The organism is Saccharothrix sp. HUAS TT1, from assembly GCF_040744945.1.
Lineage (GTDB): Bacteria > Actinomycetota > Actinomycetes > Mycobacteriales > Pseudonocardiaceae > Actinosynnema.
Map to the genome: position 1 here is coordinate 2,372,478 of NZ_CP160453.1, position 14,148 is coordinate 2,386,625.

General features: G+C 71.4%; 11 protein-coding genes. 9 read left to right on the forward strand and 2 right to left on the reverse strand.

Annotation, left to right across the window (positions count from 1 at the left end):
- Positions 1–95 precede the first annotated feature (95 nt).
- Entirely contained in the window at positions 96–1,559 is a 1,464-nt protein-coding gene (gene ahcY / locus AB0F89_RS11625) for an adenosylhomocysteinase (protein WP_367135355.1), read from the forward strand.
- 54 nt (positions 1,560–1,613) lie between these two features.
- On the opposite strand, the gene AB0F89_RS11630 is transcribed toward ahcY, so the two are convergent.
- Positions 1,614–2,561 carry a hypothetical protein gene (locus AB0F89_RS11630; protein WP_367135357.1) on the reverse strand — a complete coding sequence of 316 codons (948 nt, stop codon included), beginning with the start codon at positions 2,559–2,561 and terminating at the stop codon, positions 1,614–1,616.
- Positions 2,562–2,702: 141 nt separating this feature from the next.
- Here AB0F89_RS11630 and AB0F89_RS11635 point away from each other — a divergent pair, with 141 nt between their 5' ends.
- The 7 genes from AB0F89_RS11635 to secA all read left to right on the forward strand — a co-directional run bounded on the left by AB0F89_RS11635 (position 2,703) and on the right by secA (position 13,042).
- Positions 2,703–3,344 (forward strand): dTMP kinase, encoded by a 642-nt coding sequence (locus AB0F89_RS11635; RefSeq protein WP_367135359.1) that lies wholly within the window; start codon positions 2,703–2,705, stop codon positions 3,342–3,344.
- 186 nt (positions 3,345–3,530) lie between these two features.
- Positions 3,531–4,208, forward strand: coding sequence for an MtrAB system response regulator MtrA (mtrA, locus tag AB0F89_RS11640; protein ID WP_015104936.1), 678 nt, complete (start codon positions 3,531–3,533; stop codon positions 4,206–4,208).
- 16 nt (positions 4,209–4,224) lie between these two features.
- The gene (gene mtrB / locus AB0F89_RS11645) at positions 4,225–5,958 is read left to right on the forward strand and encodes an MtrAB system histidine kinase MtrB (protein ID WP_367135362.1); all 1,734 of its coding nucleotides are present in this window, start codon (positions 4,225–4,227) and stop codon (positions 5,956–5,958) included.
- Entirely contained in the window at positions 5,955–7,682 is a 1,728-nt protein-coding gene (locus AB0F89_RS11650) for an LpqB family beta-propeller domain-containing protein (protein ID WP_367135364.1), read from the forward strand. Before mtrB ends, AB0F89_RS11650 begins: the two co-directional genes overlap by 4 nt.
- Positions 7,683–7,912: 230 nt before the next feature.
- Positions 7,913–8,533 carry a ComF family protein gene (locus AB0F89_RS11655; protein ID WP_367135365.1) on the forward strand — a complete coding sequence of 207 codons (621 nt, stop codon included), beginning with the start codon at positions 7,913–7,915 and terminating at the stop codon, positions 8,531–8,533.
- Between the two features lie 427 nt (positions 8,534–8,960).
- Positions 8,961–9,650 (forward strand): ribosome-associated translation inhibitor RaiA, encoded by a 690-nt coding sequence (gene raiA / locus AB0F89_RS11660; protein ID WP_367135366.1) that lies wholly within the window; start codon positions 8,961–8,963, stop codon positions 9,648–9,650.
- A gap of 518 nt (positions 9,651–10,168) precedes the next feature.
- Positions 10,169–13,042: a preprotein translocase subunit SecA gene (gene secA, locus AB0F89_RS11665; RefSeq protein WP_367135367.1), complete on the forward strand. Its 2,874-nt coding sequence runs from the start codon at positions 10,169–10,171 to the stop codon at positions 13,040–13,042.
- An 81-nt stretch (positions 13,043–13,123) separates the two neighbouring features.
- On the opposite strand, the gene AB0F89_RS11670 is transcribed toward secA, so the two are convergent.
- Positions 13,124–13,492, reverse strand: coding sequence for an Rv3235 family protein (locus tag AB0F89_RS11670; RefSeq protein ID WP_367135369.1), 369 nt, complete (start codon positions 13,490–13,492; stop codon positions 13,124–13,126).
- 56 nt (positions 13,493–13,548) lie between these two features.
- On the opposite strand from AB0F89_RS11670, the gene AB0F89_RS11675 reads away from it, so the two are divergent.
- Positions 13,549–13,959, forward strand: a complete 411-nt coding sequence (locus tag AB0F89_RS11675) for an HAD-IA family hydrolase (RefSeq protein WP_367135371.1) — start codon at positions 13,549–13,551, stop codon at positions 13,957–13,959.
- The last annotated feature ends 189 nt before the right edge of the window (positions 13,960–14,148 follow it).

Sequence of the window (14,148 nt, forward strand, 5' to 3'; positions counted from 1 at the left end):
ACTGGTCCATCGGTGCGCAGTTGCCGCCGACCTCCGTGACCCGGCGTGGCGGGCGGTAGTGTCGGGACGTCCTACCCGATATGGAGGAACCCGCGATGACCGCCGAGAGGCTCCAGACCCGCAACGGCATCGACTTCGCCGTGGCGGACCTCTCCCTGGCCGAGTTCGGCCGCAAGGAGATCCGGCTGGCCGAGCACGAGATGCCCGGTTTGATGGCGTTGCGCCGCGAGTACTCGGAGGTCTACCCGCTCAAGGGCGCGCGGGTCTCCGGGTCGCTGCACATGACGGTGCAGACCGCGGTGCTGATCGAGACGCTGGTCGCGTTGGGCGCCGAGGTCCGCTGGGCGTCGTGCAACATCTTCTCCACCCAGGACCACGCCGCCGCCGCGGTCGTGGTGGGCCCCCACGGCACCCCCGAGGAACCCCGGGGCGTCCCCTGCTTCGCCTGGAAGGGCGAGACGCTGCAGGAGTACTGGTGGACCGCGGAGTCGATGCTGACCTGGCCCGACGGCGGCGGCCCGAACATGATCCTCGACGACGGCGGCGACGCCACGATGATGGTCCACAAGGGCGCGCAGTGGGAGAAGGCCGGCGTCGTCCCGCAGCCCGAGGCCGACGACTCCGAGGAGTGGCAGGTCTTCCTGGGCCGGCTGCGCGACTCCCTGGCCGCCGACAGCGGCAAGTGGACCAAGATCGCCGAGGGCATCCGCGGCGTGACCGAGGAGACCACCACCGGCGTCATGCGGCTCTACCAGCTCGCCGCCGCCGGTGAGCTGCTGTTCCCGGCGATCAACGTCAACGACGCGGTGACCAAGTCCAAGTTCGACAACCGCTACGGCATCCGGCACTCGCTGATCGACGGCATCAACCGCGGCACCGACGTGCTCATGGGCGGCAAGGTCGCCGTGATCTGCGGCTACGGCGACGTCGGCAAGGGCGCGGCGGAGTCGCTGCGCGGGCAGGGCGCCCGGATCGTGGTCACCGAGATCGACCCGATCTGCGCGTTGCAGGCCGCCATGGACGGCTACGACGTCCAACGCCTGGAGGACGTGCTGGACCGGGCGGACATCGTGATCACCACCACCGGCAACAAGGACGTGGTGCGGGTGGAGCACATGGCCGCGATGAAGCACCAGGCGATCGTGGGCAACATCGGCCACTTCGACAACGAGATCGACATGGCCGGCCTGGCCCGCTTCCCCGGCGTCCGCCGGATCAACATCAAGCCCCAGGTCGACGAGTGGGTCTTCCCCGACGGCCACTCCGTCCTGGTGCTCTCCGAGGGCCGGCTGCTCAACCTGGGCAACGCCACCGGCCACCCCAGCTTCGTGATGTCCAACTCCTTCTCCAACCAGGTCATCGCCCAGGTCGAGCTGTTCACCAAGCACCGGGAATACGACCGCGAGGTCTACCGGCTGCCCAAGAAGCTCGACGAGAAGGTCGCCCGCATCCACCTCGACGCGCTCGGCGGCAAGCTCACCAAGCTGACCAAGGACCAGGCCGAGTACATCGACGTCGACGTCGAGGGCCCCTACAAGCCCGAGCACTACCGGTACTAGGACCGGGTCCCCCTCCGTCAGGTCCTCCCGACCTGCCGGAGGGGGTCCACCGGCTCAGGTCCACTCGACGCCGATGCCCGCGACGCCGGGACCGACGTCCTCGAAGTAGGCGCTGGCGAACCCGCCCAGCCCGCACACCAGCTCCTCCAGGTCGATCGGCGCCGGTTCGGCGTCCACCCGGAACTGCTTGGTGCACCGGGCGGGCAGGGCGCGCCGGTTGAACGCCAGCTGCACCAGGTAGCCGCGGCACGGTTCGCGGAACGCGCGGCGGTGACCGGGGGTCGGCCCGCCCGTGTCGTCCACCACGGTGAAGCTGAACACGTGCTCCTCGCCCTCGGCGAGCCTGCGGTCGAACAGCAGCTCGAACGCCAGCCCGCGGGTGGTCAGCTGCCGGCGCAGCCGCCCGAGCCGGCAGCCCTCGCCCGGCCGCACGAGCGCGTTGTCGATCAGGCAGCCCTCGTCGCCCTGGTGCACGGCCAGGAACCGGTCCGGCCCGGCCTTCGCCGCCCGGACCACCATCCGGGTGCTGATCGACCGCTGCTCGCGCTCCGGACCGATGTGCACGGTGTCGTGCACGGACAGCACCTCGATGTCGGAGTTCGCGCCGACGTCGGCCACCGCCTCGAACTCCGACAGCACCGGCGCGGGCGACACCCAGCCGCCCGGCCTGGTCGGGCGGGGCGGCGGCCGGTTGCCGACCAGCGCCACCAGCGACTCCGGCGGCAGCTCGAGCACCGCCTCCAACGCCCGGACGGTGGCGATGGCGCGGGGCACTTCGGGGTGCCGCAGCCCGCGCTGCCAGTAGCTGAGGGTGGACTGCCCGACCTGCACGCCCAGCTGCTCCAGGTGCGCGCGCAGCCTGGCCAGCGACAGGCCCCGGTGCGCGATGGCGTCGTGCAGGGCCCGGTGGAACGGTCCGTAGCGCAGTGTCTCGGCGAGCGCGCCGGGCAGGTGGCGCCCCGGCTCGTCCACCGGTCTGGCGTGCCCGGAATCCGCGGTCACCGCGGCACCACCCTTTCGCGCAACCGGAAATGGGGTTCACCGTAGTCACTCAATCTGGTGACGCAAAGGATCTCTCTTCACCCGACTGGGCGATCTGGTGCGGCCGATCGTGAGCGGAGGGTGCCCCTTAGGGTGTGCTTCGTGGGAAAACTCGTCGTGATCGAGGGCCTGGACGGCGCCGGCAAGCGCACCCTGGCGAAGGCGTTGACCGACGCGCTGGGCGCGCGCGGCGCGAAGGTGGCCACCGGCGCGTTCCCCCGGTACGGCGAGGACGTGCACGCGGACCTGGTGCGCGACGGGCTGCACGGCAGGCTCGGCGACCTGACCGACTCGGTGCACGGCATGTCGGTCCTCTACGCCCTCGACCGGCGCGGCGCGGCCGACGGCATCCGCGCCGACCTGGCCCAGTACGACGTGGTGCTGCTCGACCGGTACATCGCGTCCAACGCCGCCTACGGCGCGGCCCGGCTGCACCAGGGCGCCGACGGCGAGTTCGTGGAGTGGGTGCGGGCGCTGGAGGTGGACCGCTTCGGGTTGCCGATCCCGGACCTGCACCTGCTGCTGAGGGTGCCGGTGGGCGTCGCGGCGGACCGCGCGGCGCACCGCGAGGCGGAGGAAGCCAGGGAGCGGGACCTCTACGAGTCCGACGGCGGGCTGCAGGCGCGCTGCGCCGCCGTCTACGACGGGTTGGCCGCCGCCGGGTGGCTCTCGCCGTGGGAGGTCCTGGACGGCACCGCTGACCTGCGCGTCGAAGCGCTGCTCGACCGGTGGTTCACCCATTAGTGTGGTGAAGTAACGAAATGTCACCAGTTCACCGATGAGTCGCTGACGATTCCCGTTCAGCGAGACGAGGTGGGCTGGGTGGATCGGCGACAGAGACCGGCTACGGAGTGGGCGCGCACGGCGACCAGCAGCGATGACCGCTGGGCGGTGCGTGGACTTCCGACAGCTAGTGGGACGATGTTGGGCATGAAGGCACGCGTGCTCGTCGTGGACGACGACCCCGCCCTGGCGGAGATGCTGACCATCGTGCTGCGGGGCGAGGGCTTCGACACCGCTGTGGTGGCCGACGGCGCACGCGCGCTGCCCGCGCTGCGCGAGCTGAAGCCCGACCTGGTCCTGCTGGACCTGATGCTGCCCGGCATGAACGGCATCGACGTCTGCAAGGCGATCAGGTCCGAGTCCGGCGTCCCGATCGTGATGCTGACCGCGAAGAGCGACACGGTGGACGTGGTGCTCGGGCTGGAGTCCGGCGCGGACGACTACGTGGTCAAGCCGTTCAAGCCGAAGGAGCTGGTGGCGCGCATCCGCGCCCGCCTGCGGCGGACCGAGGCGGAGCCCGCCGAGGTGCTGCAGATCGGCGACCTGACCATCGACGTGCCCGGCCACGAGGTGCTGCGCGAGGGCAAGCCGATCCAGCTGACGCCGCTGGAGTTCGACCTGCTGGTGGCGCTGGCCCGCAAGCCGCGCCAGGTGTTCACCCGCGAGGTGCTGCTGGAGCAGGTGTGGGGCTACCGGCACGCGGCGGACACCCGGCTGGTGAACGTCCACGTGCAGCGGCTGCGCTCCAAGGTCGAGCGCGACCCGGAGCACCCCGAGGTGGTGCTGACCGTGCGCGGCGTCGGGTACAAGGCCGGCCCTCCGTGATCGGATCGCCCTGGAGATGACCCGTCGTGTGCTCGACCGCGTGGTGCGCGAGGCGCGCCGCGTGGTCGAGCGCGCGCGTCGCCAGGCGGTCTCGTTCGGCGAGCTGTGGCGGCGTTCGCTGCAGCTGCGGGTGGTCGTCAGCACGCTGGCGCTGTCGTCCGCCGTGGTGTTCGTGCTGGGCATGGTGCTCCAGGTGCAGATCACCGGCCAGCTGCTGGAGACCAAGATCGAGGCGGCGCTGCGGCAGGCCGAGGCGAGCGCGGCGGCCATCCAGCCCGACCTCGCGGGGCTCAACCCCGGCCCGGACAGCGTCAAGGCCCGGTTCACCACCGCGCTGAACAAGATCAACAGCTCCGGCGCGGACCTCGACCCCACGAGCTCCGGCGCGGGCGCGTTCGAGCCCGTGCTCCGCGACCCCTTCGGCTCCGGCTCGGACGGCCTGCCGGTCGCCGTCGGCCAGTACGAGGACGTGCCGGACGGCCTGTTCAAGATGCTCGAACGGGGCAGCACCGGCTACCAGATCACCACCGTCGACCGGGAGACGGGGCCGACCACGCTGCTGGTCGTCGGCAAGCCGGTGAACAGCTCCGCCCGCGCCATGCACCTGTACCTGCTGTTCCCGCTGACCAGCGAGCAGGCCACGGCCGACGTCGTGCAGAGCACCCTGGTCGTCGGCGGCGTGGTGCTGCTCGTGCTGCTCGCGCTCATCGCGAACCTGGTCACCCGGCAGGTGGTGCGCCCGGTGCGGCAGGCCGCCGAAATCGCCGAGCGGTTCGCCGAGGGCAGCCTCGACCAGCGGATGCCGGTGGTCGGCGAGGACGACGTGGCGCGGCTGGCCGAGTCCTACAACGAGATGGCCGCGAGCATCCAGCGGCAGATCCACCAGCTGGAGGAGTTCGGCCAGCTGCAGCGCCGGTTCACCTCCGACGTGTCGCACGAGCTGCGCACGCCGCTGACCACCGTGCGGATGGCCGCGGACGTGCTGCACGCCTCGCGCGAGCAGTTCCCCGGCGGCCTGGCCCGGTCCACCGAGCTGCTGGTGGACGAGCTGGACCGGTTCGAGTCGCTGCTCGGCGACCTGCTGGAGATCAGCAGGCTGGACGCGGGCGTCGAGGAGCTGGCCGCCGAGCTGGTCGACATCCGGGTGCTGGCCAGGCGCGCCCACGACGCCGTGCGGGCCATCGCCAACAGCAGCGGCACCACGATCGTGATGGACCTGCCCGACCACGAGGTCACCGCCGAGCTGGACTCCCGCCGGGTCGAGCGCATCCTGCGCAACCTGCTGGCCAACGCCATCGACCACGGCGAGGGCCTGCCGGTGGAGCTGAAGCTGCGCGGCGACGGCGAGGCGGTCGCGGTGACCGTGCGCGACCACGGCGTCGGCCTGCGCGCCGGCGAGGCGGACCTGGTGTTCAACCGGTTCTGGCGGGCCGACCCGTCCCGCAACCGCCGCACCGGCGGCACCGGCCTCGGCCTGTCGATCAGCCTGGAGGACGCGCGGCTGCACGGCGGCTGGCTGGAGGCGTGGGGCGAGCGCGGCCACGGCGCGGTGTTCCGGATGACCCTGCCGTGCCACCACGGCCACGAGCTGACGTCCAGCCCGCTGCCGCTGGAGCCGCCGGACCTGCCACCCGTGGTCGAGCCCGAGCCGGACGAGCCCGAGGCGGTGGAGGAGGTCGAGCTGACCGAGGAGGAGATCACGTGGCAGCCCGCGCAACCGGTCACCGGCGAGCGGGAGGAGGTCCGGTGAGGCTGCTCGCGGCGCTCCTGGCCCTGTTCGCGCTCGCGGGCTGCGCCGCGATCCCCACCGAGACCTCGCCGATCGCGGTCAACCCGTCGGCGGGCAACGCCAGCGAGGCCGCCGCGCCCAAGCCGGTCAAGGACATCGACCCGCTGACGCTGGTCCGCGAGTTCGTCAACGCGTCGGCCAACCCCGAGGGCGACTACGCGGCGGCCAAGGCGTACCTGACCGAGAACGCCAAGAAGGCGTGGAACACCAAGGGCACGCCGACGATCATCGACACCACGTTCAACACCGTGCCGTCGCCGGGCGTGGCGGCCGACGACAAGAACCGCACGGTGCTGCTCCAAGGTCGCAACGTCGGCCGGCTCCAGCTGGAGGACAACTCGTTCATCCAGCTCATCGGGCCCCTGGACACCCCCATCGGGATCGAGCGCGACGACGAGGACCAGTGGCGCATCTCGGCCCCGCCGGACGGCATCTACGTGCCGCTGGGCGGGTTCCAGCAGAACTACCGGCGGGTGACGCTGTTCTTCTACAGCCCGGACTTCAGCGTGCTCGTGCCCGACCCGCGGTGGGTGGTCATCGCGCCGTCGACGTCGATCCCGAGCCGGGTGACGAGCCTGCTGCTCAAGGGTCCGGCCGTGGGGATGCGCGGCGCGCTGGTCACGGCCGTCCCGAACGGCGCCACGCAGCGCCGGAACACCTCCGAGGCCAACGACGGCGCGCTGGAGGTGGACCTGACGAAGGTCGGCGACATCACCGCGCAGGTCGGCAAGCAGATCGTGGCGCAGGTGGTGCGGTCGCTGGCGGGCGTGACCAGCAGCCGGATCCGACTGCTGGTCGAGGGCCAGCCGATCAGCGCCGAGCAGTACGAGTGGCGGCCCGCCGACGTGCAGACCGGCGAGGCGCTGACCACGCCCGGCGCGGAGCTGACCGGGCTGCTGGTCGGCGACGGCCGGATCAAGCAGGTCGACGGCAACCCGGTGCCGGGGCCCGCGGGCGCGGGCGACTACCAGGCGGTGACGGCGGCGCAGTCGATGGACGGCAGCCGGCTGGCCGTGGTCGGCCGGGTCGGGAACTCGGTGAAGCTGCGGGTCGGGCCGGTCCAGGAGCAGTTGGCGCAGGTCGACCTGTCGGCGAGCAGCATGACCAGGCCGACGTGGCTGCTCAGCGGGCGGCAGGGCGAGCCGGGCACCGAGGTGTGGACGGTGGCCGACGGCACCAACGTGGTGCGGGTGATGAAGACCGACAGCGGGTGGTCGGCGAACGCCGTCAACGCCTCCGAGCTGACCGAGCTGGGCGGCATCACCGAGCTGCGGCTGTCCCGCGACGGGACGAGGGTGGCCGCCGTGGTCGGCGGGAAGCTCGTGGTGGCGGCCGTGGTGCGGGGTCAGGACTCGGCGGTGTCGCTGCGGTCGCCGCGCCACCTGCAGCCGTCGCAGCTGGGCAGCAGCGCGCTGGCGCTGGACTGGCTGGCGCAGGACGTGCTGGTGGTGAGCACGTCGTTGAGCGCGTGGCCGATCGCGAAGGTGAACATCGACGGGGTGCGGGTCGAGCGGTACAACACGTCGAACCTGACCGTGCCGGTGGCGTCGGTGACCGCGGCGCCCGGTCGGAACGTGCTGGCGGTGGACCAGAGCGGGTTGTGGAGCGCGGGCGACGTCGGTGACGTGTGGCGCGCGTCGACCACGAAGGTCGACGCGGGCACCCAGGCGTTCTACCCGGGCTGACCGGCTTCCGCCGCCGCTCTGGCGGGTGCCGCCGCTGCTCTGACGGGTGCTGCGGACCTGGGCACCACCGGTCTGGTCGCCGGTCTCACCGCTGCGGCCGGTGTTGCCGCTGCTCTGCGGGCGGTGGCTGCGTCGCGGGGGTCCACCGGTCCATCTTCACCCGATCGAGAACTCCGCGCACCTCGCGCAGGGCCCCGTTCCTGTCGGGGGCCGCCGGCATGGTCGCAACCGTGCTGATCAACCTGCTGTTCCCGCCCCGCTGTCCCGGCTGCGGCGCCTGGGGCGTGCGCGTCTGCGCCCGCTGCCTGGCCCTGTTCGGCCCTCCCCGGCGCGTGCCCGGCGCCGGGCCGCCGGTGTTCGCGCTGGCGGCGTACGCGGGCGCGGCGCGTGAGCTGGTGCTCGCCTTCAAGGAGCGCGGCCGGCGCGAGCTGGCGGCCGTGTTCGGCGCGCTGGTGGCCGCCGCTGTGCCCCGGCTGCCCGGCGTGGGCCCCGACCCGTGGCTGGTGCCCGTGCCGTCCCGGGCGTCGGCCGCCCGAGCCCGCGGCGGTTCCCACGTCCTGGGAATGGCACGCTCGTCCGGCATTCCGGTGCTGCCCGCGCTGACTTTTGCGAAAGGTGTTCGCGATTCCGTCGGGCTCGACGCGGCGTCCAGGAGGGCGAACCTGGCCGGTCGCGTCCGGCTCGTCCCGGAACGGCTGCCGCCGCCGAAAACCCCGGTCGTCCTGCTGGACGACGTGGTGACGACGGGATCGACGGCACGCGCCTGCGTTTCGGTGTTGAAAGCGGCCGGGTTCCGGGTACCCGCCGTTCTCACGCTGACAACCGCACACCCGACCCACCCACACGGGTGAACCTGACCGGGAACCTCCCGCGACGCTCGCCCGTTGGCCGGATATGACGCCCTTGCCGAGGCCGTTCGACGTAACCGCTCCGCTGACGAGTGCGCGTGTCGAGTTGGACCGTTCGGGTGAGCGACTGTCAGCGTGGTGCTCCAGCGCGTCGGTTCGGCGCGTGCCGAGCGCCGGGTTTTCGTCGCTGTGCGTCACAAAAACAAAATCTTGGAGTTACCCCGCCCCGGGGGCTGTCGCAGCGGCGAATACCGGGCTAGCGTGCACCGCTATCAGCGTTCCCGGCCCGCGGGGAGGAGGCGAACAGCCCATGACCCTGGCGCCGATGAGTCCCTGAGGGCAACCCTCAGCGACGAGTCGCGAAAGATGATCGCGAACCGGCGCCCGAGCGATCCAAAGCCATTGCTCGCAGCAAAGCGAGGGAGTGTGTATGGACATCGTCGTTAAGGGCCGCAACGTCGAGGTGCCCGAGCACTACAGGGTTCACGTCGCCGAAAAGCTGGCCAGGCTTGAGCGTTACGACCGCAAGGTCATCCGCTTCGACGTGGAGCTCTTCCACGAGCCGAACCGCCGGCAGTCCAAGAACTGCCAGCGCGTCGAGATCACCGGAAAGGGACGCGGCCCGGTGGTCCGCTCCGAAGCGTGCGCGGGCGACTTCTACGCCGCCCTGGACTCCGCGGTGAGCAAGCTCGAGAGCCGTTTGCGCCGGTCCCACGACCGCAGGCGCGTGCACCACGGGCGACGAGGACCGACATCGGTCGCCGAGGCGACCAGCGGACTCGGGGAGGCGATCCCCGTCCGCTCCGACAACGACGGCGGCCAGGCGCAGGGCATGTGGCTCGGTCACACCGCCGTGCTGGAAGCCGCGCCGGAACCCGACCGCGAGGGCATGGCGGAAGTGCCCGCGCAGCGCTGGGAAGACGGCATCGAGGACAACCTGCCCGGCCGGATCGTGCGCGAGAAAGAGCACACGGCCAAGCCGATGACCGTCGACCAGGCCCTCTACGAGATGGAACTGGTCGGCCACGACTTCTACCTGTTCGCCGATGCCGACAACGGCCGGCCGAGCGTCGTCTACCGCCGGAAGGGGTTCGACTACGGCGTGATCAGGTTGGCCTGAGCGCCACCTGGACCGCCACCTGGACACTGTCCCCTCACTCGACCCTCGCGGCCCCCGGCGCCTTGCGCGCCGGGGGTCGGGGCGTGGGGGAGGAGTTCCCGGGACGGGCGCCCGCCGGTCGAAACGTGATCGTCGGAAAACGAGTCACGAATGGTCTTGGTGTTCCCGCGTGGAAATCACCGTCGCCGAACCCGCCGCGGCACGGCTTGGACGGTCTTCGAAATCCGGTGAATTCGCCGATCTCCCGGGGCGGCGCCGGAGCGTCCCGCCGCCTTGCTCCAACCGGGTGGCGACGGGGCGGCCACCACCACGGAACGTGATCTTGGCAGTGGTGCGCGGGGGTGCTCCGGGGGGCGGTCGCGTGGGGTTCCGCACCGGTTCCTACCTGTGTCTGTGCACACACCTTCACGACTTGCCTACGATGGCGGGTGGTGAAGGCTCGCCATGGCCGTGGCGAGCCCCTGTGGAAGGCGCCCGTCCCCCGGGCGCGTCGCGATGAGGTAATGAGGTCGACCCAGATGGTGCTGTCCCGACTGCTCCGCGCCGGCGAGGGCAAGATGCTCAAGCGCCTGCGCAACATCGCAGCGCACATCAACAACCTCGAAGACGACGTCGTCGACCTCTCCGATGCGGAGCTGCGCGCGAAGACCGAGGAGTTCCGCAAGCGCTACGCCGACGGCGAGTCCCTGGACGAGCTGTTGCCGGAGGCGTTCGCGGTCGTCCGCGAGGGCGCCAAGCGCACCCTCGGCCAGCGACCGTTCGACGTCCAGCTGATGGGCGGCGCGGCGCTGCACCTCGGGCAGATCGCCGAGATGCGCACCGGTGAGGGCAAGACGCTGACTTCCGTGCTGCCCACGTACCTGAACGCGATCGCGGGCGAGGGCGTGCACGTCATCACGACCAACGACTACCTGGCCAAGCGGGACGCGGAGTGGATGGGGCGCATCCACCGCTTCCTCGGCCTCACGGTCGGCGCGATCCTGTCGGAGATGACGCCCGAGCAGCGCCGCGTCGCCTACAACGCCGACATCACCTACGGCACGAACAACGAGTTCGGCTTCGACTACCTGCGCGACAACATGGCCTGGAGCCGTGAGGAGATGGTCCAGCGCGGCCACTTCTTCGCCCTGGTGGACGAGGTCGACTCGATCCTCATCGACGAGGCCCGCACGCCGCTGATCATCTCCGGCCCGGCCGACCAGTCGTCGCGCTGGTACGTCGAGTTCGCGCGGCTGGCCACGAAGATGCGCCGCGACACCCACTACGAGGTGGACGAGCGCAAGCGCACGATCGGCGTCACCGAGGCGGGCGTGCAGTACGTCGAGGACCAGCTCGGCATCGACAACCTGTACGACTCGACCAACACCCCGCTGGTCGGCTACTTCCAGAACTCGATCAAGGCCAAGGAGCTGTTCGCCAAGGACAAGGACTACATCGTCCGCAACGGCGAGGTCATGATCGTCGACGAGTTCACCGGCCGCGTGCTGGCGGGTCGGCGCTACAACGAGGGCATGCACCAGGCGATCGAGGCGAAGGAGGGCGTCGAGATCAAGGCGGAGAACCAGACCCTCGCCACGATCACCCTCCAGAACTACTTCCGGCTGTACCAGAAGCTCGGCGGCATGACCGGCACCGCCGAGACCGAGGCGGCCGAGTTCCACCAGACCTACAAGCTCGGCGTGGTGCCGATCCCGACGAACCGCCCGATGCAGCGCGCCGACCAGGCCGACCTCGTCTACAAGACCGAGGAGGCCAAGTTCGAGGCCGTCGCCGAGGACATCGCCGAGCGGCACCACAAGGGCCAGCCGGTGCTGGTCGGCACGACGAGCGTCGAGCGCTCGGAGTACCTGTCGAAGCTGCTCGTGCAGAAGGGCATCCCGCACGAGGTCCTCAACGCCAAGCACCACGAGCGCGAGGCGCTGATCATCGCGAAGGCCGGCCGCAAGGGCGCCGTCACGGTCGCCACCAACATGGCGGGCCGCGGCACGGACATCGTGCTGGGCGGCAACCCGGACATCATCACCGACCACGAGCTGCGCGAGCGCGGCCTCGACCCGGTGGAGAACCCGGAGGAGTACGAGGCCGCCTGGGCGAAGCTGATCGAGGAGATCACCGCCGAGGTCAAGTCGGAGGCGGAGGAGGTCCGCGACGCCGGCGGCCTGTACGTGCTGGGCACCGAGCGGCACGAGTCGCGGCGGATCGACAACCAGCTGCGCGGTCGTTCCGGCCGGCAGGGCGACCCGGGCGAGTCGCGGTTCTACCTGTCGCTGAAGGACGAGCTGATGCGCCGCTTCAACGCGGCGATGGTCGAGACCGTCATGACCCGGCTGAAGGTGCCGGACGACGTGCCGATCGAGCACAAGATGGTCACCAGGGCCATCCGCAGCGCGCAGACGCAGGTCGAGCAGCAGAACTTCGAGATCCGCAAGAACGTCCTCAAGTACGACGAGGTCATGAACGAGCAGCGCAAGGTGATCTACGCCGAGCGCCGCCGCGTGCTGGACGGCGAGGACCTGCGCGACCAGGTCGAGCACATGATCACCAGCGTGGTCGGCGACTACGTCGACGGCGCGACCTCCGACGGCTACGCCGAGGACTGGGACCTCGACCAGCTGTGGACGGCGCTCAAGACGCTGTACCCGATCACGCTCGACCCGAAGAAGGTCCTCGAAGAGGACGACGACGTCACCCGCGAGTCGCTGAAGGCGAAGCTGCAGGCCGACGCCCTGGCCGCGTACGAGGCCCGTGAGGCGGACATCGACGGCCGGGTCGGCCCGGGCGCCATGCGCGAGCTGGAGCGCCGCGTCCTGCTCTCCGTCCTCGACCGCAAGTGGCGCGAGCACCTGTACGAGATGGACTACCTCAAGGAGGGCATCGGCCTGCGGGCGATGGCCCAGCGCGACCCGCTGATCGAGTACCAGCGGGAGGGCTTCGACATGTTCAACGGCATGTTGGAGGCGCTGAAGGAGGAGACGGTCGGCTTCCTGTACAACCTCCAGGTCGAGGCCGCCGAGCCCGAGCCCGCCGCCGAGCCGCCGGTCCAGGTCTCCATCGCCAACGGCGGCCCGCTCACCGGCAGCCGGGCCCGCGCCCGCGCCGCGGCCGCCGCTGCCGCCCAGCCGGAGGCGGCGGCGGCCAACCAGGCGCCCGCCGGTCCGGCGCTGGCCCAGCTGCAGAGCGGCAGCGCCATCCCGCCCGCCCTGCGCGGCAAGGGCCTGGACGGCCAGGCCCAGCGGGGCCTGACCTACTCCGGCCCGTCGGAGAGCGGTGACGCGGAGACCTCGGGCAACCAGGCCCAGCAGGGCGGTCAGCAGGCGGGCGGCACCCGCAAGGAGCGCCGCGCCGCCGCCCGCGCCCAGGCCAAGGACCAGCGCAAGGGTCCCCGCCAGTAGCACCACCCCGTCACACGCCGCACGACGAGAGCGGGGCCCCGGACCGGGGCCCCGCTCTCGTCGCACCCGGCGGCGGGCGGGTCAGGGGAGCAGGTGGAACTCGGTGCAGTGCCAGCGCGACCCCCGGCGCTCCACCCGGGCGGCGAACGCGCGGACCTTCGTCGGCATGTGCAGGGTTCCCGCCAGCTCGGCCGCGTCCGGTGTCACGTGGCACAGCCGGTAGCGGCCGAGGCGCGTCCGGGCCGGTTCCGCGGCCCGGGTCACGGTGGTCACGGCGTGCGGCGCGAAGGCGGTCGACAGCTGCTTCGGCGGGCGGCGGCCGTTGAGGGCTTCCAGCAGCGGGAACAGGAAGCGGCGGGCGTCCAGCGGTGGCGGGCCGCCGGGCGTGCCCGGAGGTGACGTGGCGGAGTCGGTCGCCGAGGACGGCAGCGCGCGCAGTCGAGGTGGCATGCTGAACCGAGGGCGGACGACGCCGGTTCGTACCAAGATCACCCGATGGAGGCACGGTGCGGGGACTGGTCCTGGACTTCGGTGGTGTCCTGACGGACCTGGGCGACGACCACGCCGCCACCGAGCCACCCCTGCTCGCGGTCACCCGGAAGGCGCGCGACCGGGGCATCCGCACCGCGATGCTCTCCAACGCCGACTTCCTGTGGCGCCCGCCGGCGGGGTGGGAGGGGCTGTTCGACGTCGTGATCACGTCCGGCGAGGTCGGCCTGGCCAAGCCGGACCGGCGGATCTACCTGCTCGTCGCCGAACGGCTCGGCCTGCCCGCGGGCGAGTGCGTCTTCGTGGACGACCTCGCGGTCAACGTCCGGGGAGCCGCGGCGGCCGGGATGGTCGGCGTGCACCACCAGTCCGTGCTGTCCACCCTCGAGGAACTGGAAACCCTGCTGGAAGTCCCCCTCCGGGGTTAGCCGGTGACGATCGGCCACCGCGCTGCCACCTGGCCGGTGAATTGCCGGTCATCCCAGCGCGCCGGTACACAGTGCATGAGCGGAACAGCGCGTGAGCACCCCGGTTCCGCACCCGGTGCCGTACGAGGGGCGCGGGTGCGGGACGTCGAGGGCTGGTCGGGACGGTCCGGCGGGTACCACGTCGGACGG